General features: G+C 40.2%; 21 protein-coding genes. 12 read left to right on the top strand and 9 right to left on the bottom strand.

From position 1 onward, the window contains the following. Positions 1-8 precede the first annotated feature (8 nt). Entirely contained in the window at positions 9-434 is a 426-nt protein-coding gene (locus O0V13_RS00210) for an SRPBCC domain-containing protein (protein WP_268032974.1), read from the top strand. Positions 435-441: 7 nt separating this feature from the next. Here O0V13_RS00210 and O0V13_RS00205 read toward each other — a convergent pair whose 3' ends face one another. From O0V13_RS00205 to O0V13_RS00190, 4 genes are read right to left on the bottom strand one after another with little or no spacing between them, the layout of a single operon-like run. Beyond that, positions 442-2,244 (bottom strand): serine hydrolase, encoded by a 1,803-nt coding sequence (locus tag O0V13_RS00205; RefSeq protein ID WP_268032973.1) that lies wholly within the window; start codon positions 2,242-2,244, stop codon positions 442-444. A 10-nt stretch (positions 2,245-2,254) separates the two neighbouring features. Continuing rightward, positions 2,255-2,617 carry a glyoxalase/bleomycin resistance/extradiol dioxygenase family protein gene (locus O0V13_RS00200; protein WP_268032972.1) on the bottom strand — a complete coding sequence of 121 codons (363 nt, stop codon included), beginning with the start codon at positions 2,615-2,617 and terminating at the stop codon, positions 2,255-2,257. A gap of 6 nt (positions 2,618-2,623) precedes the next feature. Beyond that, positions 2,624-3,571, bottom strand: coding sequence for a TIM barrel protein (locus O0V13_RS00195; protein WP_268032971.1), 948 nt, complete (start codon positions 3,569-3,571; stop codon positions 2,624-2,626). A gap of 55 nt (positions 3,572-3,626) precedes the next feature. After that, positions 3,627-5,141 (bottom strand): Gfo/Idh/MocA family oxidoreductase, encoded by a 1,515-nt coding sequence (locus O0V13_RS00190; protein WP_268032970.1) that lies wholly within the window; start codon positions 5,139-5,141, stop codon positions 3,627-3,629. Positions 5,142-5,362: 221 nt separating this feature from the next. Here O0V13_RS00190 and O0V13_RS00185 point away from each other — a divergent pair, with 221 nt between their 5' ends. Further along, positions 5,363-6,919, top strand: a complete 1,557-nt coding sequence (locus O0V13_RS00185) for a sulfatase family protein (protein WP_268032969.1) — start codon at positions 5,363-5,365, stop codon at positions 6,917-6,919. 12 nt (positions 6,920-6,931) lie between these two features. Next, the gene (locus tag O0V13_RS00180; protein ID WP_268032968.1) at positions 6,932-8,104 is read left to right on the top strand and encodes an alpha/beta hydrolase; all 1,173 of its coding nucleotides are present in this window, start codon (positions 6,932-6,934) and stop codon (positions 8,102-8,104) included. Position 8,105: 1 nt separating this feature from the next. Here the strand turns inward: O0V13_RS00180 and O0V13_RS00175 are convergent, their stop codons facing one another. Further along, positions 8,106-8,906 (bottom strand): glycoside hydrolase family 25 protein, encoded by an 801-nt coding sequence (locus tag O0V13_RS00175; protein WP_268032967.1) that lies wholly within the window; start codon positions 8,904-8,906, stop codon positions 8,106-8,108. 208 nt (positions 8,907-9,114) lie between these two features. On the opposite strand from O0V13_RS00175, the gene O0V13_RS00170 reads away from it, so the two are divergent. Further along, a complete protein-coding gene (locus tag O0V13_RS00170) occupies positions 9,115-11,358 on the top strand; it encodes a regulator (protein ID WP_268032966.1) in 2,244 nt (747 codons plus the stop codon). Positions 11,359-11,388: 30 nt separating this feature from the next. Here O0V13_RS00170 and O0V13_RS00165 read toward each other — a convergent pair whose 3' ends face one another. Then, positions 11,389-13,167 (bottom strand): alpha-amylase family protein, encoded by a 1,779-nt coding sequence (locus O0V13_RS00165; protein ID WP_268032965.1) that lies wholly within the window; start codon positions 13,165-13,167, stop codon positions 11,389-11,391. A 62-nt stretch (positions 13,168-13,229) separates the two neighbouring features. Next, entirely contained in the window at positions 13,230-14,519 is a 1,290-nt protein-coding gene (locus O0V13_RS00160; protein ID WP_268032963.1) for a M20/M25/M40 family metallo-hydrolase, read from the bottom strand. 125 nt (positions 14,520-14,644) lie between these two features. Between O0V13_RS00160 and O0V13_RS00155 the strand changes: the two genes are divergently transcribed. Beyond that, on the top strand, positions 14,645-15,088 hold the full coding sequence (locus tag O0V13_RS00155; protein WP_268032962.1) for a DUF2147 domain-containing protein: 444 nt from the start codon (positions 14,645-14,647) through the stop codon (positions 15,086-15,088). Positions 15,089-15,100: 12 nt separating this feature from the next. Here O0V13_RS00155 and O0V13_RS00150 read toward each other — a convergent pair whose 3' ends face one another. Next, on the bottom strand, positions 15,101-16,138 hold the full coding sequence (locus O0V13_RS00150) for a glycosylase (RefSeq protein WP_268032961.1): 1,038 nt from the start codon (positions 16,136-16,138) through the stop codon (positions 15,101-15,103). A gap of 181 nt (positions 16,139-16,319) precedes the next feature. Here O0V13_RS00150 and O0V13_RS00145 point away from each other — a divergent pair, with 181 nt between their 5' ends. Further along, the gene (locus O0V13_RS00145) at positions 16,320-18,026 is read left to right on the top strand and encodes a GMC oxidoreductase (RefSeq protein ID WP_268032960.1); all 1,707 of its coding nucleotides are present in this window, start codon (positions 16,320-16,322) and stop codon (positions 18,024-18,026) included. A gap of 3 nt (positions 18,027-18,029) precedes the next feature. Beyond that, positions 18,030-18,623 carry a gluconate 2-dehydrogenase subunit 3 family protein gene (locus tag O0V13_RS00140; protein ID WP_268032959.1) on the top strand — a complete coding sequence of 198 codons (594 nt, stop codon included), beginning with the start codon at positions 18,030-18,032 and terminating at the stop codon, positions 18,621-18,623. A gap of 31 nt (positions 18,624-18,654) precedes the next feature. On the opposite strand, the gene O0V13_RS00135 is transcribed toward O0V13_RS00140, so the two are convergent. Then, positions 18,655-19,095, bottom strand: coding sequence for a DUF2059 domain-containing protein (locus tag O0V13_RS00135; protein WP_268032958.1), 441 nt, complete (start codon positions 19,093-19,095; stop codon positions 18,655-18,657). A gap of 200 nt (positions 19,096-19,295) precedes the next feature. On the opposite strand from O0V13_RS00135, the gene O0V13_RS00130 reads away from it, so the two are divergent. From O0V13_RS00130 to O0V13_RS00110, 5 genes are read left to right on the top strand one after another with little or no spacing between them, the layout of a single operon-like run. Beyond that, entirely contained in the window at positions 19,296-19,640 is a 345-nt protein-coding gene (locus O0V13_RS00130) for a response regulator (RefSeq protein ID WP_268032957.1), read from the top strand. Between the two features lie 24 nt (positions 19,641-19,664). Beyond that, on the top strand, positions 19,665-21,062 hold the full coding sequence (locus tag O0V13_RS00125) for a sigma-54-dependent transcriptional regulator (RefSeq protein WP_268032956.1): 1,398 nt from the start codon (positions 19,665-19,667) through the stop codon (positions 21,060-21,062). Between the two features lie 30 nt (positions 21,063-21,092). Further along, complete coding sequence (locus O0V13_RS00120; protein WP_268032955.1) at positions 21,093-22,913, top strand: sensor histidine kinase; 1,821 nt, start codon at positions 21,093-21,095, stop codon at positions 22,911-22,913. A 19-nt stretch (positions 22,914-22,932) separates the two neighbouring features. After that, positions 22,933-23,385, top strand: coding sequence for a response regulator (locus O0V13_RS00115; RefSeq protein ID WP_073571060.1), 453 nt, complete (start codon positions 22,933-22,935; stop codon positions 23,383-23,385). Then, positions 23,385-24,836 carry an ATP-binding response regulator gene (locus O0V13_RS00110; RefSeq protein ID WP_268032954.1) on the top strand — a complete coding sequence of 484 codons (1,452 nt, stop codon included), beginning with the start codon at positions 23,385-23,387 and terminating at the stop codon, positions 24,834-24,836. The genes O0V13_RS00115 and O0V13_RS00110 overlap by 1 nt, the downstream gene beginning before the upstream one ends. Positions 24,837-24,880: the final 44 nt, after the last annotated feature.

The raw sequence follows: 24,880 nt of genomic DNA, 5'->3' as shown, positions 1-24,880 counted from the left end.
TACAGATCATGACAAAAGAAATCAAAACCGAAATCCTAATTCAAGCTCCAATAAGCAAAGTTTGGAAAGTTCTCACTCAAACTCAAGAATATCCTAACTGGAATTCCTTCATCAAAAAACTTGAAGGAAACCTAAAAGTAGGTGAAAATTTAAGAGCTGAGATTCAGCCTGTCGATTCTTCTACCATGACTTTCAAGCCCAAAGTTCTTCAGTTTGAAGAAAACAGAATTCTTCAATGGAAAGGAAAATTCTTAATCAATGGCCTATTTGATGGGACTCACAGCTTTGAGTTAGTAGACAATCCGGATGGATCGACAACATTCAAACAATCAGAATTATTCAATGGTGTTTTGGTCGGACTCTTCAATTTGGAAAACACCATCGAAGGCTTTGAGGCCATGAATCGAGAGCTGAAAAGGAAATGTGAGGAGTAATTACACTTTACTCCTTTTTTCGTTCCCCTCTAAAAGTCCCATTGGGCTGGATGAAATTTACCGCAATGATTTCTCCATCTTTTTCTTCGAATTTGATTTTGAACCCTTCCAAAGTCTTGAAATTAAACTCGTGATTTCCCAACGGGATTTGTTCATATTCCGGCTGACCGGGTACAAAGGCAAATAGTTTTCCCTCTTTGATATAAATCTTGACCTCCTGAACTCCCATCAGGAGATAAGCTCCTTGGTATTTTTTCAAATCCTCCTCTGAGACATCTACCGGTTTTGGGGTTCGCTTGAATTCAATGGCCTCCAGAGCTGGTTCAAATCCTGCTTTCAACAAAGAGATATCCCCAGCCATGTTTGACTCAAACTGAAACTTGATCGGCATATCTCGATTCGGTTTGCCTTGATAAATCAGAAATGCATCAAACAAATCATAATTATCATGCTCTAAAAACATTTGATAAAGCCCTGTCTTAACGAATAGAGTGTCGTTTTCCAATTCAATTTCCATCTTTCCATAGCCAGAATTGTCATAGCTGCCAGTATATTCAGCCAAAATATGAGATGGTTTGGTTCCGGATACTTTTGAGGAATCTGCTGAAGCTTTGGCTTTTGCCTGAGCTTCTTTGTTTTTTTCTTTTTGTTCCAATGCATCTTCCAGCCAGCCACCTGCTTCTAAGCCCAGGATTTTATCAGCAACGATATTTCTCACCAATCCGGGAATTTGAGAACCATTTTGGTTGGTCAAAACCATAATCCCAACACTGTCAGTTGGGAAAAATGAAGCAGAGGCTGAAAACCCATCGATATTTCCTCCATGTTCCACTCTGTAATGTCCTCTGTAGGAAGATAAAAACCAACCATACCCATAGTTGGCGAATTGGGCGTCAGGATGCTCTTTGGAAGGAAGACCTGAAGAAACGACCATTTGAGAGCTAATCGCTTCTTTGGCATAGTCTTCTGGTATGACTTGTTCTTCCTTGAATTTCCCTCCATTGATCCAAGTGATCAACCAGTTGGACATTTCCGAAACACTGGAGTTAATAGCCCCAGCAGGGCTCATGGCAGCAATGTCATAATAGTCCATTTTGGTGCTGAATCCTTCTCCATCAGTCGAATACCCGAAAGAATGGTCTAGATCTTTTTCTAAATCTGGAATATTGAAATTACTTCTGGACATTCCCAGTTTATCCAAAAACATGGTTTTTACATTGTCTTCCCAGCTTTGACCTGTCAGCCTTCTTCCGATTTCTCCCTGAAGGAAAAACATCCAATTGTTGTAATACCATTGTTGTCTGAGTCCTGTAAATGGCTTCTGGAATTCAATTCTTTTGATCAGTTCTTCTTTAGAGTTAGTGGGAAACATAAACCAGGAAAGGTCATGTCTTGGCAATCCGGTACGATGAGACATCAAGTCCTTGACGATGATTTGCTCGTTCATCCACGGTTCCATAAATCGGAGTTCGGAAATGTATTTTCCGGGTCTTTCGTCAAAGTCGATTTTTTCTTCTTTCCTCAAAACTCCCAACACAGCTGAGGTGAATGATTTGGAAACTGATCCTATGGCGAAAAGCGTATTTTCAGTTACCGGGACTTCATTTTCGAGGTCTTTGTAGCCGAATCCTTTTGCATAAAGAATTTGATCCTTATTGACAATGGCAACAGCAAAACCGGGAGCATTTAGGGATGTCCTTACATTTTCTAGTTCGGTTTCAAGTTCTTGAAATTGCTTCTTGGTGGTTTGTGCAAAGGAAAAATCGGCAAGTGAAATCAGGATAATCAGTTGGAGAAGAAGTTTTTTCATAAGGTTGGTTTTAAATGTCTTCGACAAAGAAAATTGCGTTGGTGTTGAGGTCAAAGAGACCAAATTCGTTGGTGCCCCAAGGAGTGTTTATTCGAAGCTTATCTGCTTCCATTATCCCTTTGGCAACCAGGGATTCGAAATAAGGATGAATGTTTTTTAAAAAGATTCTGACTACCGATCCTCCCCGCAAGGGATCCTCCGGTGTATCTGCATGCCACTGTAGATGGAGTTCAATATTTTCAAGGCGGATTCCAGCGTACAAATGATCGCCGAAAATCTTTTTGAAACCCAGAGTTCTCTCATACCATTCTAAATCTCTCTCAATATTTTGAGAGGGTAATACAGGAACAATTTGAAAGAACTCTGTTTTCAAGGACGTTTAAGCTTCGTTCTCTAATGTCCTGCGTACATCATCCAAATCTCTTCTTATTTCTTCGATGCTTTCCCATTCTCTTCCTTCTTCGCCATGCTCTATTCCTACATATCCATGGTAGTCATGGGCAAGAACCAATTTCATCATTCGCATATAATCAAGTGGATGTTGGTTTCCATTATCATCCCAAACAACCGGTTTTAAGCTTACTCCTTTGGCGAAAGGCATCATTTCGTCTACACCTCGATAGGAATCATAGCTCAAGATTTTATCTCCTTCTGTATGCATTCTGAAATTCCCGAAATCAGGTAAGGTCCCTGCTCTGCGATGTGCGGTTTGCTTGATCAATTCAGCCAACCATCCTCCATTGGAAGAGTATCCTCCATGATTTTCTATGATTACATTGATGTCAAAATCATCTGCAAATTCACAGATTCTTCTCAATGTGGAACTGCAAACGTCAATTGCCTCTTGTTGGATTTTTGGATCTTGGCTGAAAGGTACAGCCGTGTATGCATTGACGCGGATCGAGTGACAACCCAAGAACTTTGCAGCTTCCACCCACTTTTTATGGTTTTCGACAGTTTGCTGTCTTTCTTCCGGTTTGGCAGCTCCCAATTGACCTTCGCTGTCGATCATAATCAGAACATTAGTGATTCCTTCTCCATCAGTTCGGGTTTTCATTTCTTGCAGATAGGCTTTGTCCTGAGCCTTATCCATGAAGAATTGATTCACATATTCTACCGCATCTATATTTCTCTTTTTTGCTTCAAGAGCAAAATCCAAATGATCTAATTTACCAGCCCTCAGTGATCGATTGAGAGACCATTCTGCCAATGAAATTTTGAAAATCGGGTCAGCTTTTCTTTCTGCAAAAGAAAGAGAGGGCATACCCAAGCCTAATGCTGCGGAAGCCAGCCCTGCAGTTTTGATAAAAGTTCTACGGTTTGTCATATTGGTTTTTTGTTAAATAGTTCACTGTAAAAAACTTGGTATTCAGTCAGTTGGTTTATATTTTCCAACCAGATCTATATTCTCTAGTAAGATATTGATTTGCTTCCTCATCGTTCATGATTTTGATCAGGTTCGCATCAAAGTCCACTTTTTTACCTGCGCGTAATGCGATCGCCCCCAAGTTGATGGTGTCCGTGATACAGGTTGCTCTTGTAAAGCTTCCCGGTGTCTGCTTGTTTTCCATCATGGATTCTACCCAAGAATCAGTTTTTCTTTCCACTTCACTGGAATTGATCCTTTCTGAATCTCTGCCTGCCATCATTTTGGATTCTGGAAGTAATACGGGGTCCTCTCCACGGAATCCTCCTAAGATTTTTCCTTTGGTACCTACGAGCAAAAGCCCTTCTTCAGGAGTGTCTTTTCCATCCATTTCCAATTCTTCAGGAGCAAAAGGCTTCATTCCTCCATCATACCAAAAAAGATCAAATTCGGGAAGTTTTTCCTGAGCTGGGAATTTCCACTTGATAGTGCAGCTAGCCGGGAAAGCAACATCATTTTTCACCCACTGGTAGACTTGATTCACTTCTTCACGAGTGGTAGTTCCAAAAGCTTTAGCGGAAACTGGGCTTTTTGTAATTCCCAAGGTTTCGAATAATGGGAATAAGCTATAATGTCCCATGTCAGCTACCGAACCACCTCCGAATTCATACCATCCTCTAAAGACATTGTGCGTGTAGTTTTTATGGTATGGCATATCTGGTACTGGTCCAAGCCACAGATCCCAATTGAATCCTTCGGGAACCGACATGGGAGGACTTGGTCTTTTGGTCCATTGCTGCCAAACAGGTCTATAGGACCAATTATGAATTTCTTTCAATTCTCCTATCAGACCTGCATCCATCCAGGCTTTGATCTGTCTATATTCCGGTCGATCCGACCAAGCAAGCAAATGAGTTACAACTCCACTTGAATTTGCTTTGTCAATAACTTTCCTTCCTTCGATTAGCCTGTTAGAAATGGGCTTGTGAGTCACCACATGCATTTTTTGATCCATCGCTGCAATAGCAATGGGTGCATGGGTATGATCTGGAGTCATGATTTTTACTGCATCAATTCCTGATTCCTGGCTCAATAACTCGCGGAAATCTTCATAACTCTTACAGCCCTTGTACGAGCCAGAAGGACTATTTTTCGCATAATACTTTTCTACGTATTCTTGCCCCACATCTCTTCCTCCAGGAATACCTGGTTTTCCTTCCCACCAAGTATCATCGCCTATTGTTTGACGGATTGAATTTCTAATTCCGTAAGGAGACCAATCAATGTAATCGGTGGAAAATTTATTGGAATCACAAACTGCCACAACTCTGACTTTTGGGTTTTGCAAAAGACCTCCCATTTCTCGTAAACCTTGAGTGCCGCAACCAATATTTGCTACAGTCAACTGATCAGATGGAGGGATTTTGCCTAATCCAGCAATGACATTTGATGGGACAATTGTAAAGGAGGCAGCAAAAGTAGCTGCAGAGGATAAAAATGCTCGTCGGTTGAGTTTATCCGATGGGGCCATAGAATATGAAGGGTTTTGTGTAGAATTGAAGTTAAGCAGGATGGTTCAGTAAAACAATATTTGTTATTTTAATGCGGATTGATTCGTTTATTCTGAATAAATCTGATTTTAACCCTATCTGCGCTAATATGTCCCGATTTAACCTGTTGAATATTTTTTATCTTCTGTTTTTCAGTTTATTCACTTTTTCTTGTCAGAAGAAGCAAAGAGAAAAGCAAGAAATGATTGAATATCCTGATCGTCCGAATATCGTTTGGATAGTTTGTGAGGATATGTCTCCAGAGCATTTGGAGACTTATGGTGGGACAGGGGGGAAGACTCCTTTTTTAAATGAATTAGCAAAGGAGTCACTTCAATATGACAATGCATTTTCGACAGCTGGCGTTTGCGCCCCAAGTAGAGCTGCTTTGATCACAGGAGCCTATCAAACTTCTATCGGAGCGATGCATATGCGTACTACGGGAATGTCTGCTGCAGCCAAAGATGTATACCCGCCTGGTTATAAGAATTACTCGGTCGTTTTACCTGAGGAAATGTATCCTTACCCCATCTACCTTCGACAAGCGGGATATTATGTTTCAAATAATTCCAAAGAAGATTATCAATTCAAAACTCCTGTGATGATGTGGAATGAAAGTGGAGGTAAAGCTCATTGGAGAAATCGCAAAGATCCCAATCAGCCCTTTTTCTCTATTTTCAATTTTACCATTTCTCATGAATCCCAAGTTTGGTCAAGAGAAAATGAAGAGTTGCTAGTAGATCCTAAAGATGTATCCGTTCCGCCAGTTTATCCGGATGATTCTTTGACAAGAAGGACTTTGGCCAGGTTTATCACCAATGTAATGCGAATGGATATGCAAGTTGGTGAGGTGATAGCACAGCTCAAAGAAGATGGCTTGTATGACAACACCATCATTTTCTTCTATTCGGACCATGGAGATGGCATGCCCTACTTCAAAAGAGAAGTATATGATAGAGGTCTGAAAGTTCCTTTGTATGTGAAGGCTCCATTTTTGGAACCGGGAACTACCACAGATGAGCTTGTGAGCTTTGTGGACTTTGGCCCAACCTTACTTTCTTTGGCAGGAATCCAGATCCCCGAAACCATGCAGGGACAAGCTTTCTTAGGTGCTCAAAAAGCAGTTCCAAGAAAATATGTTTATGGAGCTCGAGATCGAATGGATTCGGAATACGACCGAGTGAGGGCCGTTTCTGATGGACGTTTCAAATACATCAAGAACTTTATGCCTGAAAAACCGAACTATCAAAACATCAGATATAGACTTCAGAATCCATTGATGCTTCATTTATTGGATTTGCATGAAAAAGGCCAATTGACTCCAGAGCAAGACCGATGGTTTGATACTACAAAGCCTGAGGAGGAATTGTATGATACGCAGTCCGACCCTTATGAATTTGTCAATTTGGTTGGGAACCAGGATTACCAGGAAAAACTTGTGGAGATGCGGATGGCCCTTGAAGATTGGATGATCAAATATGGCGACAAGGGAGCTTTAAATGAAGTTGAAATGGTCAATGACTGGTGGGGAGGGCAAGAAACAGCTCCTGTTACTTCCACACCTGAGGTAAGTTTCCAGAATGGAAAGATTAGTCTGAAATCAGCAACTCCAAGTACTCTATTTGGCTATAGAAAATCCAAAAATGACCCTTGGGAAGTCTACAGTCAGCCATTCGAATGGAATGCAGGAGACTCCTTATATGTGAATGCTCAACGAATAGGCTACGAAGCCAGCGAAATTTCTCTCATAGTTCAATAAACCAAAATTTGTATGAAAACCTTGCTCAAATCAACCTTCATCTTTCTGATTTTTTTGATTTCAAATCTAGCTATTGGTCAGGAGTCAATGCTTTGCCAAGGCGCACATTGGGAAGAAGATGAAGCAAATGCTTTTATGAAACAATGGGCTAGTACTTGGACAAGTCAGGAGGATTGGGAAAAAAGAGCAGATATGATTCGGGAAGGAATCATCAAAGGGATGAAGCTGGAGCAAATGCCCGAAAGGTCTTCGGAGTTCAATCCAATTATTCATAGCACTAGAGAAATGGATGGGTATATCGTGGAGAATATTGCCATTGAAAGCTTTCCGGGATTTTTTATCACTGGGAATATTTATAGGCCTTTGAAAAAAGATCCCTTTCAGAAAAGCCCTGCAATTTTGAGTCCTCATGGACATGGTGAGGACAAACGTTTTTGGGAGGATGTCCAACATAGAGCAGCTGTCTTGGCACGGATGGGAGCAGTGGTTTTTGTCTATGATATGGTGGGTTACGCGGATTCCAAGCAAATCAATCATAAGATGCCTATTGCTCTGACCATTCAAACCTATAATTCGATGAGAGTGTTGGATTATCTAACCTCTAGAGATGATGTGGATCCTACTCAAATTGGGGTAACAGGTGGTTCAGGTGGCGGAACGCAGTCTTTCTTGATCACGGCTTTGGACCCAAGGATTACTGTGTCAGTTCCTACCGTGATGGTGTCGGCTTATTTCTTTGGAGGGTGTGTTTGCGAAAGTGGTATGCCTATTCATAAAAGCAACCATCATCAAACCAATAATGTGGAGATTGCAGCATTGGCAGCTCCCAGACCGATGTTGTTGATTTCTGACGGGGGAGACTGGACCAAGAATACACCAAGAATTGAGTTTCCTTACATTCAGCGGGTCTATGCTACTTATGGAGCTGAAAGCAAAGCTGATAATGTACACCTACCAAGTGAAAGACATGATTATGGTTATAATAAACGCACGGCAGCCTATAATTTCTTTGGTCACTACCTTGACATTAATCCGGGCAGAGTCCCTTATAAAAACGGGTATGATGAGAGCTTTGTGACTATCCTGACGGCAGATCAACTGCGAGTTTTTGATGCAGCCCATCCTATCCCATCTCATGCTTTACAAGGGGATGAGGCGGTAATCAATTATTTAAAGTTGGATTGATTTAAGGCAAAAGCATTTGCTCCAAATCGGTTTGATCTCCTCGCCAGATATTGAGATCGATCTTTTCTTTGATTCCAGCCAGTTTACCCTTTTCTGAAAACTGCCAGATCAGCCAACCGTCTGTTTGTGGTTTACGGATCATATTGTAATTCGCAACCCAAATAGGATAACGATCAAATCCCTGGTTGTATAAAACTTCCCAGAAAAAGCGATCTCCTGTGTAAATGATTGGCTTTACTCCGTAATGTTCTTCGACGATTTTCAGCCAATTTTTCAATCCTTCTACTAATCGGTCTTTGGATTGAATCGTACTATGCTTTTCAATATCCAAAACAGGAATCAAGTCACCGGATTTGAGTTGGGTGGTTTTGATAAAGTTTTCGGCTTGTCGGGCACTGTTTTCATTCGGGCGATAGTAATGATAGGCGCCTCTTTTGACAGGGAGTTTTCCAAAGCCTTCCCAGTTTTGTCTGAACTTACCATCAACACCATCATCTCCCATTGAGGCCCTAATGAAAACAAACTGGATGGGATGTTCTTCCAATTGCAATTGTAGTCCTCGGAAATTGATCTTACCCTGATATTCTGAAACATCAATTCCCAGAATTCCTCCGGGAAAATTTCGGAATGCATGCTCAACTTTGAGTTCTTCGGTTAAGTCTGGAGCTGAAATCAAATAGGATTCTATTCGGTACCTCAGCTCCTTGTTAAACTGTAAAACAAGGATGGCCGAACCTATAGCAGTAATGAAAATCAATAGTATGACTCCTAACCAAGAATTGGATTTTTTCTTTCGGGGCATAGATGGTTAAAATTCGAATTCAAAATTGGCGATTTATATTTTGGGACTCAATCCCAGTGTAGGAGAATTCTTTTTTGGAGTGATAAAATCTTTCATTTTGAAGAGTGTATTAATTTCTTTATTCATGACTTAGTCTTTTGTTTCGACTTGCAAGTATTTTAAATAGAGTGTTTTAGCCAAATGTTTTTACTTGATCCAATCAATCTAAATGAATAAACCAATCTCAATTTTCCTGTTTTTTTCTTTATTCATTTTTTCTTGTTCAAAGACTCAAGAAATCGAAAAATCGGAGATGTTTACTGTCAAAGATGAACCCTTTATCCAAGAGACTCATGAGGCTTTCTTTATCAGTGAAGATGAATCTGATAATGAAGTCAGGGATATCGCTGTTAGCCAAGAAGGAGATGTTTGGATAGCCACAAAGGGTGGTTTTTTCCTTAAAAAAGTTGGGTCAGAAATATGGGAGCCGATAATTTCAGGTGAAAACCGAGGGCCAGGATATGCAGTAGAGATTTTGGAAAGTGGAGAAGTATTACTCGGTGCATGGGATGGACTTTATAAATATGATCATGGTGAGATTTCTAGGCAGGAGGGGCCTAAAGCACCCATCTCTGTCTTGACTTCAAATGCTACCAATTCATATGCGCTAGGGCCTAATGGCGTCTGGAAGGATGAGAGTGGATTATGGGAAAAGGTAGCCTTGGAAGTAGCCATGTCTATTAGAGATGCTGTCCTTGATGAATCCGGAAATCTTTGGATTGCCACAGACGCCGGACTTTATTTTCAGGGTAAGGATGGACTTCAATTGTATCAAAATACCGATGAATTGATCTCAAGTTATGCGCAAGGGATTGCCATGTCTCCTGAAGGTCAAATTTGGGTAGCAGGTTTGGGAGGCGTTTCCATTCGCGAAAATCATCAACTTGTCAAGACCTTAAGTCCAGATGAAGGGCTTTCTACCATCTATGCCAATACTGTTTCCACCTCACCAGATGGGGTCATGTGGGTTGGGACTCAGGTGGGACTTGTTAGATATTTTCCAGATGGTTTACACTCTTTGCTTTTTAGCCGGCGCTGGTTGACAAATGATGATGTCAATCAAATTGCTTTTGATGCTGATGGAAATGCCTGGATAGCAACCCAGAATGGAGTCAGTAAGATTTCAAGAACCGAAATGAATCTGAAGGAAAAAGAAAGCTATTTCTACAGCGAGTTGATGGAAAAGCATATCCGGGATCCATGGATTTGTGGAGTTTTGAGACTGGAAGTTCCAGGGGATCTTTCTACTTGGAAAAACTCAGATGATGATAATGATGGGGAATACACTGGAGGTTATTTGGTAATGGAGAGTTTCCGCTATGCAGTAACCAAAGACCCTGATGCTTTGGAGAAAGCGAGAAAGGCATTCGGCTTCTTAAGCCTTTTGTATGAGGTTACCGGGATTGATGGTGTTTTTGCTAGGACTATTGTTCCCACCGATTGGACTGAGCTTCATGATCCAAACAGGACCTATACGGATCGTCAATTAGCGGAGTCCTTGGTCAATGATCCACGTTACAAACCTGTGGAGGTAAGGTGGAGAAAATCGGAAGATGGAAATTGGCTTTGGAAAGGAGATACTAGTAGTGATGAGATGGTGGGACATTTTATGAGTTATTTCTATTTCTATGAATATGCAGCGACTGAGGAGGATAAAGTGAAGATCCGAACTCATGTGTCGAAATTAATGGACGCCTTGATTCGAAATGATTTCAACTTTATTGATATCGATGGTACCCATACCCGTTGGGGAGTCTGGTCTCCAGAGGAACTCAATAGAAACCCTGATTGGTCTTCAGAGAGGAGTTTGAATTCTTTGGAAATGTTGGCTTTTCTGAAATTCACTGGAGCGATTACCGGTGACGAAAAGTATGAAAGAGCCTATCGAAAACTGATCGATGAAGAAGGCTATTTAATGAATGCAGCTGACCTGAATCATAAAAATCCAGCTTGGAAGATCTATTTCGACCTTACATTGGAAGGCTATATTTTTCCTATTTTATTGAAATATGAGCAAGATCCTGAAATTAAAAAGTTCTACAGGGAGCTTGCTGATGAATGGATACAAGAACAAAAATATGGGGAGAATTTGATCAACAATCTGGCTTACAGTTTGGCAACAGGCCAAAAAGTGAATATCGAGCAGACAATAAGTTTTTTAAGAGAAACTCCTCTGGATTTGATTGATTGGAAAATAGATCATACCGTAAGAGAGGATGTGGACTTGGTTCATGAGCCTATTTTGGAAGAGGTTCAAATCTCGGAATTGCCTCCTCCGGCTATCCGTGCAACTGTCAGATGGGATAAAAATCCATGGGCAGCCATTCAGGGAAATCCTTACCAAGTCAGAGAACCTGTCTTTTGGCTTTGGCCTTATTGGATGGCTAGGTATTTGGAAATAATTGAAGAGTAAAAAGGAGTCCCTTTTCTTTTTTTGGAATCTTTATTTCACCTCAAAAACAGCCGACTCCCAAGGGCCCAATTCCAAATCAATTTCAGCAAAGGACTCAAAAACACGCAAGCTCGTTTTCTTTTTTCCAAACATCACTTCAGAGATTTCTCTTTCTCCTATCTCCAGATTCCAAGCTTCAAACACAAAGGGAGATAATTGCAATTTGGTATTGACCCAATGATGCTCATCAAAATTGGTTACGATAATCAGTTTTTGATTTTCACTCCATCGGGCAAAAGCATATTGTTTGCTGCCATAGGCCTGATTCTGTATTCGATTAAAAGTATGTAAATCGGCATATTCACCCGAAAGTGCTTCATTGTCCAGCGTAAAATTCAAAATCTCTGAATAATAGTTTCGAAGAGCCTTTTCATTGTCAGTCAATTGACCACCATCGAATTTCCCCCCATTCATCCATTTCTGATGTTGAGGAACACCGATATAGTCAAAAATGGAAGTTCTGCTCGGATCGCCGAAACCGGCTTTTTCGGCCGCCGGTTCTCCGACTTCCTGTCCAAAATAAATCATCGTAGGAGAAGTGGAAACAGTTGCAGAAACCACCATCGCTGGCAATGCTTTCCAAGGATTCATGGCAAATTCTGGGCTTGCAATCCGCTGCTCATCGTGATTTTCCAAGAAATGAAGCATATGATGAGCGATGTCTTTTTGTCTTTCAAAAATCAAGGGAAGATCATCGGTAGAGCCATAGCCATACATGATACGTTTCAGAGTGTCATAGAGCTCTACTTTGTCGTAGAGGTAATCCATTTTTCCTTTGAAAATGAAATCTCTGTATAGATCAGGATTGTAAACTTCAGCGACTAAAAATGCATCTGGATTTCTGTTTTTGATATGGGAATTAAGATAGGACCAGAATTCCACCGGGACCATTTCTGCCATGTCAAACCGAAAACCATCCACCTTTTTTTCTAACCAAAAGAGTGCAATATCTCTATATTTCTTCCAGGAATCAGGTACATCTTTATCCTGCCAAAACTCAAAAAGTCTTTTCCAATCCCAATTTTTGGAATCATCAGGCAATTCATCAAAATCCTTGGAACCATCAGGTCTGACCCCATAATTGATCTTTACTGTTTCATACCAATCGTCAAAATCAGGCTTTGCTAGTCGCGAACCATTTCCTGTCCATTTTGCCGGGAATTCATCAAATTTTCCATCAGACAATGCGTGTTTTTCGCCTCCTAGTGGTCGGTAATTGTTTCTGGGGTCTGGGACCTGAAAGGCTTTTCCCGGGATATAATAGAAGTTATTGTTTCGGTCAAATTCAACAGTATTATCATCATTCACTCCGAAATCCTCAACTCCTTCCGGATTGTTTTTTCCTACATAATGACGGGATATATGATTGGGAACGATGTCCATGATCACCTTCATCCCGTATTTATGGGTTCGGGCGATCAATGCCTCATATTCCTCCATTCTTTTGGTCACATCCACTGCCAAATCAGGATTGACTTGATAGTAATCCCGAACAGCGTAAGGTGATCCTGCTCGTCCTTTGATGATGTCCGGATCATCAGATTCAACCCCGATTTCTGGGAAGTCACCGATAATTCCATGATGGGGAACTCCCGTGTACCAGATATGAGTGATCCCCAGTTTTTTGATTTCCTCTAAAGCTTTATCCGTGAAATCATTGAATTTACCCACTCCATTTTCCTCCTTGGTTCCCCAAGGATTATTAGTGGTATTGGTATTCCCAAAAAGACGGGTGAATACATGGTAGATATTCGCTTTGTTGGATTTCATGAAGCGGAATTCTTTAAAAATGAATTGAAATCGATCAGCTCGAGCTGATGAATCAAAATAATTTATCTGGTCAACCTGTAGAGAAGAATCGTGCTTCTTTTGATCAAATCTGGGTATTGTTTCATGTTGATAGTTTCGCCAGGCGCATGAGCTCCTGAGCCAGATGCTCCTAATCCATCCAGACAGTCCATAAATTCTGCTACGAAAGAAATGTCACCAGCACCCCGGCTTCCTGGATCACCAGGTTTTACCTCTCCCATTCCCATATCCAAACTTACTGTGTTGAGGAACTTGGCCATTTCATAGTTTCCTTCCGATGGCTTCATGGATGGAAGTCCGTCTTCAAAAATGATTTCAGCATGGGTTTGATTGAGGTGTCTTGCAACAATCGCCTTCATTTTTTCTCTTGCTGCTTCTTTCTGATCCTCACCCAAAAATCTCAAATCCCCAGTTACCATTGCTTCTCGGGAAACAATATTGGTTTTACCCAATGCTTCTCCTTTTCCAGAAACTGGGTCGAATGAAATGTCCGAACCGCCAATAAATTGTCCTGGATTGAAAGTTAAGTATTGCTCACCTGCCAATTCCTCACGGAATTCATCCAAGATTCTAGCCGCCTCATAAATGGCCCCATAACCTACATTTTCTCTAAAAACCCCACTAGAGTGAGACTGCTTTCCAGAAGTTTTCAGAGTCCATCCACTTGATCCTCTTCTTGCAACTGTAACAGTTCCAAAGCCTTGGGCAGTTTCATAAGCAAGGGCGACATCATGCTCTTTGGCTCTGGATACAAAGTCCCTTCTTGAAATCTCCTCATCACCTGAGCTTTCCTCATCCCCATTGAAATAGACGGTGATGGTTCTATCATCAAGCAAGCCTAGTTCATCCAAAGCTTTTAGGCTTGCAAAAGCCAATACATCCCCACCTTTCATGTCATTGGCACCTTGACCAGTTGCCGTGGAATCATTGAGCCAAGTGAATGGAGTAAAAGGCATGTCTTTTTCAAAAACCGTATCCAAATGGCCTATGATAAATATTTTTTTGCCCTTGCTTCCTTTTCTGGTTGCTACGAAATGACCGGCACGATTCACTTCGGCGGGAACATCCACCCATTCAGTTTCAAATCCGATCTTTTCAAATTCCCTTGCGAAAACATCACCTACAGCCCGAACCCCTTCTTTGTTTAAAGAGCCTGAATTGATATTGATGACTTCTTCCAAAAGAGCTACTGTTTCTTGGTAGTTTTTGTCAACAAGTTCAAGGAGCTTTTTTTCATCTTTATTTAGCTTTTGCTGAGCAAAAGTAATTGTGGAAAGTACACAAAAGGCTAGAAGGAGGGTGGTCTTTTTCATGCTTGGAAAATAGACCAAAAATGAAGGGAAGGCAAGAACTTGCGGTTTATTAGAGTTATTTTTTAAGTTGATATTAAAAACAATGCATTTTGATCTCCGTTCTTTTCATGAGAATAAACAGAAATATGAAAAACTTGAATAAAATTACTTTTGGCTTAATAGCACTTTTTATGAATATTTCTTTCCTGTCCATCGCTCAAAGCGAAGACGCGATAATTGGGACTTGGCTGAATACGGAAAAAGACGGCAGAATTGAAATCTACAAATCTGGAAATGAGTTTTATGGTAAAATTGTTTGGCTTCAAGATCCTGAAGAAAATGGGAAGCCTGTAGTTGATTCCAATAATCCAGATGAGTCTATGTCCTCTCGGCCGATTCTGGGACTTCCTTTGTTGGAAGGTTTTACTTATGAAGATGGGGTTTGGGAAGATGGTACTATCTATGACCCCAAAAGTGGGAAAACTTACTCTTGTGTAATGAAACTAAAGGATGAGGATATTTTGGAGGTCCGAGGATATGTGGGGGTTTCAATGTTTGGCAGGACGGTTCTTTGGAGTAGGTACGATTGAGATCAGTAATTCCTATTTTTTCAAATCTCGGGAAGTCGCTAAAGCGATGACTCTTCCTTGGTCCCCAACAGCATTGTAAAAATGGTAAACTGTGCCTTCCCACTTAATCACCCAGGGTTTGTGGGCATATTGTTGGTCAAACGGTTCTGAAGGTGCTATCAAATCCGGACCATTCCAATCAGTCCAATTGACCAGATCATACGAGCAGGCGAACCTCTCAAAAGCTCCAGGTTTCCAAAAAGCTCCAAAATAAAACATCACATAAAGGTCACCGATCTTGACTATTTGAGCGTCTCCACAAATTCCTTGACCTTGGGTGATTACAGGGTTCTCCCCAAACCGTTTCCAACTTTTCAGATCATTGGAGACAGCCATTCCGATACTTTCATAATCAGCCGTGTCTCCTTTGGCATTGTAATACATCACAAATGGGAAGCCCGTCAATTTTTCCTTATCCCTGATCACATGACTCTTGTAAATGGTTTTATTTTCAAACCATCGTACATCTGCGTCCTCTGGAGAAAGTAATGGTTCATTAGAAGTATCCCAACTATCTAGCATTGAAAAATCCGAGTTACTAGCTAATCCGATTTTCAAAGTTCCCGCTTCATATCCCTCAGAGCTTCCTCCCAGATAAGTCATCCAATAGCTATCATCGAATAGCTCCCAAATATAATCTCCTTCCCAAGAAGTATTGATCAAGGCTGGATATCCTGCTTTTTGGTTTTCATCCCAAGTTCCTTCTGTAAAGGGAAGGATTTTTCCTTTCGATTCCCAGTGAAGTAAGTCTGCACTTTCGGCCATCCAGGTTTCATAACCCTGACCATCAAACACGATATAAGTCATATACCATAAATCATTTTCTCTAAAAATGGTAGGGGAGTCCACCATTTTGCTGGTGTCTGGATGTTGGAAGACAACCCCATATTTATAGGGAGTTTTAATTTCCTCATAAACTTGCTGCATGACTGAATCGGAGACTGATTTGCTCAATTCAGGCTTTTGTGCACAGGAAAAAGTGAGAAGTAAGAGAAATAAAAATGGTCTCATTCGTTTTCAATTAATTAGTGACAGCATTATCATAAATAAAACCTTTGCTTCAAATAAAAGGTCTTCGGCGGAGGTAGGGATTATTAGAATTTTCCTCTTGGGAAAAATTCAGGTTCCTAATTTTCTTCCTCGGATTTAGTTAAATATTAGTAATATTAAGACTCTAATAAACCTATTACAAATGGCCAACTTTAATATTGATGCAGACAAAGACCTCACTTATGACGCGATAGTAATCGGGTCGGGAATCAGTGGAGGTTGGGCTGCAAAAGAGCTTTGCGAAGCTGGGCTCAAAACGCTTGTCCTTGAAAGAGGAAGGATCGTGGAGCATGTTGTGGACTACCCAACAATGAATTTGGATCCTTGGGATCATGAATTGAGAGGAAGCTTGACTCCAGAGCAAAGAGCAAAACACCCTCAAGGTGGTAGATCTGGCTTTATTGGTGCTTTCAATGAGCATTTTCATGCCAATGACCTAGAAAACCCATATACAGAAGTAAAACCTTTTATGTGGGTTCGTGCCCATCAAATGGGAGGTCGTTCTCTTCTTTGGGGAAAGCAAACCTACCGTTGGTCTGACTTGGATTTTGAAGCGAATGCTAAAGACGGTCATGGAGTAGATTGGCCGATTCGTTACAAGGATATTGAGCCTTGGTATAGCCATGTGGAGAAATTTGCAGGAATTAGTGGTGAAGCATTAGGACTTCCGCAATTACCAGATTCACACTTTCTGCCTCCAATGGAGCTAAACTGTGTGGAGAAGCAAATCAAATCCAGAATTGAGAAGGATTTTCCGGGGCGTAATATGATCATCGGTCGAGTTGCACACTTGACTCAACCTCATAATGGCCGTGGTCAATGTCAATCCAGAAACCGATGTGATCGTGGATGTCCTTATGGAGCTTATTTTTCCAGTAATGCAGTGACTTTGCCTGCTGCGAATGCCACAGGTAATTTGACTATCCGCCCTTATTCAATTGTTCAGTCTGTGATCTACGATGAACAAAAAGGAAAAGCTTCAGGAGTAAGAATTATAGATTCAGAAACCGGTGAGGATATCGAATACAATGCAAAAATCATTTTTGTGAATGCATCAACCTTGAGTACTACTCAGATTTTGATGAATTCTACTTCGAATAGATTCCCAGAAGGTCTTGGAAATGATTCTGGTGAACTAGGTCATAATCTGATGGATCATACCTATAGAATCGGAGCGATGGGAACGGTGGATGGTTTTGAAGACCAATATTATAAAGGTCGTCGACCAAATGGAATTTACATTCCTCGATATGTTAATTTAAAGGGTGGACCTCAAAGTGATAAGTTTGTTCGTGGTTATGGTTTCCAAGGTGGAGGCTATCGAAACGGATGGGGAGCCGGAAGTAATCAAGAGTCTTTTGGAGGTGATTTCAAAGATGGCTTGATGACTCCTGGATCTTGGGAATTCTTTATCACAGGCTTCGCGGAATGTTTGCCAAGCCATGAAAACAAAGTTTACCTCAATAAAGATGTATTGGATAAGTGGGGGCAGCCTACCTTGAGTGTAGATGCTGAGTGGGGACCAAATGAATTGGAGCTAAATAAGCAGATTCGTATTGATGCTCGAGAAATGTTGGAAAAAGCAGGATTGAAGGATATCATTGATTTCGATAATAAGCATGAAATGGGTTATGGAATCCATGAAATGGGAACGGCAAGAATGGGTAAAGACCCTAAAACCTCTGTTTTGAATGGAACCAATCAGGTTCATGGATGCGAGAATGTATTTGTAACGGATGGTGCTTGTATGACCTCTTCTTCTTGTGTGAATCCGTCCTTGACCTACATGGCATTGACAGCCAGAGCCGCAAATCATGCCGTTTCAGAACTTAAAAAACAAAATCTCTAAGCCATGAATAGAAGAGAAGCACTCAAAAAATCAGCAATGGCACTAGGTGCTGCAGCTGGTGCACCTACATTGCTCAGTATCCTTCAGTCATGCGCAAAGCAAGATAGATTGACTTGGACACCTGAGTTTTTGGATGAAGATCAGGCAAAGTTCATTTCTTCTTTCGTAGATTTTCTACTACCGAAAACTGACACTCCCGGAGGCTTGGATGTAAAATCTGATATTTTCATCGACCGAATCTATGCTAGGACTTATGATGAGGCTGGCCAAAAGAATGTGGTGGCTGAAATTGAAAAATTCAATAATGACTGTAAATCTAAGTATGGGAATGTCTTTGCTGAATTAAGTGCTGAAGATAAAGCGGCTTGTTTTAAAGACCATGAAGCGAATACAGCGAAATTCCCGAAAGGAGTATGGGGATCTGCAGTTGGCCCTCAAGAGCCTGTAGGATTTTATAGAGGATTGAAATCTACTGTGATTTGGGCCTATTTCAGTTCTGAAGAAATTGGTAAAAACGTTTTGAGTTACGATCCTATTCCAGGACCTTACCAAGGTTGTATTCCCCTATCGGATGTAGGAAAAACTTGGAGTTTATAATTGAAAAGCCGGAAGTTCCGGCTTTTCATTTTTAAGAAGATCTAGAATACCCTAGTTTATCCAGTTTTTCGATCACTTTCCTCATGACATCGGCTCCCATTTTTTGGCCAACGGTCATGCTTTCTCCCATCAATTGGGGTGTAACTTGGATAGTTTTTTGACCGATTGGAGATTCGTAGAATTCTGTCAATTGAATGATTTCCTCTTCAGTGTAATATTTGGCGTAAATAGAAGCGAGCTGATCCATTAAGTTATGGGAATTGAACTCCTTTTTAAATTCTTCCCAAACTTCCTTCGGAATATCCATAGCCTCGTAGGCTGGAGTTTTCGCAATTGCATCGATAGTTTGAGACATGGTCTGGTCAATGTTCATAGCTTCCAAAAGCTTTATAACAGGTGCCTTTTCAATTTCCTGAGCAAATGAAAAGCTCACAGTTACAATAAAAGTCAGGCTAAAGAATAGTTTTTTCATGGTTTTAAAATTGTGAAAGTTGTAGTTGTTTAATATCTAAAATACTGAATTAAAAGGCTAGTTTAATTTGATGTGTGTAGATATTTTTCTACAGATATTTGGGAAAATTTTTCCCCAATAATGGGAAGAAAATGCCCCAGTTGATCAGATTTGATATGGCATGGTATTAACAATGAAAGGGTCGAGATGGAGAAACTATTATGAAGAATGCATTGATTATTGATGATGAAGTTGATTTGTGTTCTCTACTGTCAATTCAACTGAAATCTATGGGAGTTCCCAATGAATACGTAAATACAATCAGAGAGGCGAAAGTGAAGTTTCAAGAAAATAAATACGAAATAATTTTCTTGGATCTAAACCTTACCGATGGAAGTGGGTTTGAAATGTTGGATTTTATCAAAGGGTATCCAAAAAACCAAAAAGTAATTGTAATCAGTGCCTTTGATTCCGAAAGGAAAAAAGTAATAGAACAAGGAGCAGATTTTTTTCTACCCAAACCATTCACTAAGAAAAAAGTAGCCGAGATACTTGACAGTATTTAAATTGAGTAATATTCCACCGAACCTATGAGCCAGAAGATTTTAGTAATAGACGATGACCAGGACCTTTGTAAGGTTTTGTCCAATTTTTTGAAGAAATCAAATTATGAAGTTGATGTAGCTTACAAAGCTGAAGATGGATTGAAACTTCTTCGCTCCAATGAATATGATTTGATTCTATGTGACTACAGACTTCCAGATATGACTGGAGTAGATGCATTGCAGAGAATCAAGGTCCTAAGTCCAAGTGCTGCCGTTATCATCATTACAGGATACAGTGATGTTCAGACTGCTGTCGAGACTTTTAGGTATGGAGCAAATGATTATGTTACCAAGCCTCTTTATCCGGATGAGCTTTTAGTGACTGTCAAAGAGACTATTCAAAAGAACCAGGAAAAGAATGATATCCGAGCAGGAAAAACTCCTGTAAAATCAGAAAAGAAACAAGAAGCTCCAGCTACCTCAAAATTCATTCATGGGTCGAGCAAGGCATCCCTGAAAGTGTTGGAGCACATTGATTTGATCGGTCCAACCGATATGTCTGTATTGGTAATAGGCGAGACAGGAACCGGAAAAGAGTTTGTTTCTAATTCCATTCATCAAAAAAGTGACCGTGCAGGAAAGCCCTTCATTGCTATTGATTGTGGGGCCTTGCCAAAAGAGTTGGCAGGTTCAGAATTATTTGGTCATATGAAAGGCTCATTTACCGGGGCTATTTCTGATAAGCCCGGAAGCTTTGAATTGGCAAATGGTGGAACCATATTTCTAGATGAAATTGGGAATTTGAGCTATGAAAATCAGGTCAAACTTCTACGAGTTATTCAAGAGAGAAAAATCAAGAGAATCGGTGGTCAAAAAGATATCGACATCGATGTGAGGATTATTGCTGCGACAAATGAAAACCTAACGGAAGCAATTAAGGAAGGAGAATTCAGAGAAGATCTTTACCACAGGATCAATGAATTTAAAATCAATTTATTGCCTCTTCGAGATCGAAAAAATGACATTATGACCTTTGCAGAGCACTTTTTAGGTCTGTCAAATACAGCTTTGAAGAAGGAAGTAAAAGGATTTTCGGACGAGGTGATCAATCATTTCTTGACGTATCAGTGGTATGGTAATTTGAGAGAATTGAATAATGTGGTGAAGCGTGCAGTTTTGCTTACTTCTGGTGATTTGGTTCAGTCAAGTGCCTTGCCAGATGAAATCATTCATGCCCGAAGAGTTCCTGCCCAATCTGTTTCTGGTGAACCGAAAGAAGAAAACCTCACCTTAAAAGCTGCTTCAGAAGAGGCGGAAAAAGAGGCGATTCTAAATGCTTTGGAAGCGAGCAGATACAATAAGTCGAAAGCCGCCGAATTGCTTGAAATTGATCGAAAAACCCTATACAATAAGTTAAAGCAGTATAATATCCAGGATTACTAATCCCCCGTTTTTATTATGCCATTTCGCAAAATGAACCTTAAAAATCTTCGGATTTTATTTTCTGTAATTATCGGGATATTAATTCTACTATGTATTTGGACTTATTGGAATCTTAATAAATACATTCAAACTGTAGATAATATTAGGGAGGCAAATTTTACTATTCAAACTACCACCCAGATTCTCTCTCTGATTAAAGATGCCGAAACTGGCCATCGAGGATATCAGCTTAGTGATAATGAGGTATACTTGGAACCTTACTTCATTGCAAAAAGTGAAATTCCTGAGATGATTGATAAACTGGATAGTGTATCCAATTATCAACCTGAAGTTGTTACAAAAGTTGATCGGTTGAGAGATCTGGTGCAAAATCAGATGGAGATTATTGAGAAAATTCTTCAAGCTACAAAAAGGGAAACCGCAATTCTTCAGCCTGAGGAATTGAAATTGATGCAGGAGGGAAGGTTAAACATGGATCAGATTCGGCAGGTAGCTCAAGATATCAGCCTAGTCACTAGTGGGTCTACCCAAATAGAAATTGAAGAAGAAGGGGGATTTAGAAAACTGACACCAATAAATTTCTTAGTGATCGTTTTGATTGCTTTTGGGGGGATTTTATTGCTTTTCACTCGTGCAGTTCAGCTATTGGAGGAGAGGGACAAAAAGTCTAAGAATTTAGCGAAAGCTTTGGAAGAACTAGAAGATGCGACTGATAGGAGTAAGCAGGTAAGTAAGCTATTGAGAAATGTTTTAGATAGCTCGCGAGATGGAATTCTCGCGTATGAAGCGATACGGGATGAAGAAGGGGCAATTAAGGACTTCAAAATCCTGTTGGCCAATGAGTCTGCAACTCATCTGACCAATCGTGATCAATTTAAATTGGTGGGTCAAAATCTTATGGAAGTTTTTCCAGGACATGCTGGTTACCTATTCAATGAATATTGTCGAGTAACTGAAACAGGTTGGGATTTCAAATCTGAGATTGAATATGATCTGGATGGGAAATTGACTTGGTTCAAAGTGCTGGCAACAAAGTTTGAAGATGGGTTTGTTGTGACTTTTTCTGATATCACCAAAGAAAAAGAAACTGGAATCAAGCTGGCTAACTACACCCAGGAGCTAAAAAGATCCAATGAGGATTTGGAACAGTTTGCTTATGTGGCATCCCATGATTTGCAGGAACCCTTGCGAAAAATTCGGTCTTTCGGGGACCGTCTCCTTACTAAATATAAGGGAGAGCTTGATGAGAATGGTCAGATTTACATCGATAGAATGCAGGCAGCTGCCAAAAGAATGCAAAATCTGATTGAGGACCTTTTGGCATTTTCCAGGATTACAAGAAGTAGCGAATTGCCAGGTGCCGTAGATCTTAATCTAGTTTTTGAAGAAATAGAAGATGATTTAGAAGATCAGATCCTCAGAAAAAATGCGAAGTTGGATATAAGTAAACTTCCTAAAATATTGGGAGTGAAAAGCCAAGTCCAAAGACTTTTTCAAAATCTGGTTAGTAATGGAATTAAGTTTTCCAGAGAGGGTGTAGATCCTTTGGTGAAGGTCTCAGCTCAGAAATTCAAAGCTGATGAATTGCCAGAGAAATTCTCCATTTCTCCCAAATATGACAACTATGTGGTTATCACAATTTCAGATAATGGGATTGGATTTAACGAAAAGTATAAAGATCAGATTTTTAACGTTTTTCAAAGGCTTCATGGCAAAAATGAGTTTGAAGGAACGGGGATTGGTTTAGCGATTTGTAAGAAAATTGCCGTTCATCACGGAGGGGAAATATTAGCCGAAAGTAAAGAGGGTGAAGGATCGAATTTTATAGTTATATTTCCTTCCAGTAGCTAAATCCTCTACTGGGAAAACGATGAATAAGATTAATAGTAAAATTTCACTTTTGATGGCTGATGATGATCATGATGATCAAATTCTGCTTCAGGAAGCACTGCGGGAGAATAACATTTCGAATTCGATCTGTTTTGTAGAGAATGGCGAAGAACTCTTAGAGTATCTTAATAAGACTGGGAAATTTGAGGGCAAAGACTGTTTTACTCCTGGCTTGATCCTTTTGGATCTCAATATGCCTAAAATGGATGGCCGTTCCGCTTTGAAACTGATCAAAGCAGATCCAGTTTTGAAAAAGATACCCATTGTTGTATTGACAACTTCCCGTGCTGATACAGATGTTTTGGAATGCTATGATTTGGGTGTGAATTCTTTTATATCCAAACCGGTAAACTTTCAAGATTTGGTGGAAGTGACCAAAGAAATCAGCAACTATTGGTTGGGTACAGTGTCCCTGCCAGAAAATAAAAACTAATGCCAATAAAATTTGTCAAGCTATTGCTCATTGAGGATGACGAGGATGATGCCTTTCTAATCAAAGAGTACTTGTCTGATATTGAAAATTTTAAATCAGAAATTGAATGGGTTTCTGACCCTGAGGAAGGAAAAGAGAAGATCCTCAATGGGGATTATGATTTATTCCTTATCGATTTTTATCTAGGAAAAGAAACTGGACTTGAATTAATGGATTTCATTAAGAAAAATGAAGTCTTGACTCCTGCCATATTGCTTACTGGCAGAAATGATGCTCAGATAGATATCGATGCCAGCGTTGCAGGAGCATTTGACTATCTGGTCAAAGGGGAGCTCACACCAGAAATTCTTCAAAGATCAATACGATATTCCATCAAGCAAAGTATCACGATTAAAGAGCTGGACAAGAAGGAAAAACGTTATAGATCTCTTTTTGAGAGGTCATTTGATAGCATTTTTTTAGCAAATGAAAGATTTGAGATGCTTGAGCTCAATGCTGCATTTTTCTCCTTTTTTGGTTATGGGGAACATGAATTGGAGAGAATAAGTCTACGAGACCTCTTTGCTGAGCAAGAAGAATATGAATATTGTTTAGACCAGCTTCAGAGGTATGAGGTCATTAAAGACTTTGAAGTCCCTATGCTTACCAAAACTGGAGACCTCAAGATTTGCCTTTTCAATTGCATATTTATTCCAGATCAAGGAGACGAAAATTGTTGCTATCAAGGTATTATCCGTGATTTGACTCTTTGGAAGAAAGCGGAGCTAGACATGATGGTTGCTGAGAAGCTGTCAATGACCGGAAAACTCGCAAGGACAATAGCTCATGAAATCAGAAATCCATTGACCAATTTGAATCTGGCACTGGATAATATCAAAGAGGAAATGGCCGATGAAAATGAATTGGTCACCGTCTATTCGGATATTATCCAAAGAAGCTCCAATCGAATTGAAAAATTGATGGGGGACCTTCTGAGCTCTTCTAAGCCTAAGGAGCTGCAGCTAGAATTATGTTCTCTGGATGAAATTATAGATGAGATTATTGCATTGGTAAGGGATCGGGCCAATCTGAAAGGGATCAAGTTGGAATTGGATATGAAGGAGGATGCTCCAAGATTATTTGTCGATAGAGAAAAGCTTTCAATCGCGTTGGTGAATATTTTGATCAATGGGATTGAGGCGATTGATCATGAGCAAGGGAAGGTGAATATCTCAATGTACCATTCCAAAAAGGCTATTGTGCTGGAAATGACAGACAATGGGAAAGGAATCAGCAAGGAAGATGTGAAACGGATTTTTGATCCATTTTATACTGATAAATCAGATGGAACTGGCCTGGGTCTTACTTCAACGCTGAATATATTGTCCAGTCACAATGCCGGAATTCAAGTTCGGAGTGTGGTAGGAGAAGGAACAACCTTCGTGGTGGAGTTCCCGCTCCCTGAGATGTAAAAAAGGGCTGGTTCTATAATTGAACCAGCCCTTTTTTTATGATT

It is taken from the genome of Algoriphagus sp. PAP.12 (assembly GCF_026652115.1).
In the GTDB taxonomy this organism is placed as follows: domain Bacteria; phylum Bacteroidota; class Bacteroidia; order Cytophagales; family Cyclobacteriaceae; genus Algoriphagus.
Note: the sequence above shows the minus strand (reverse complement) of the source record. Positions and strands in the feature narration are given on the sequence as shown.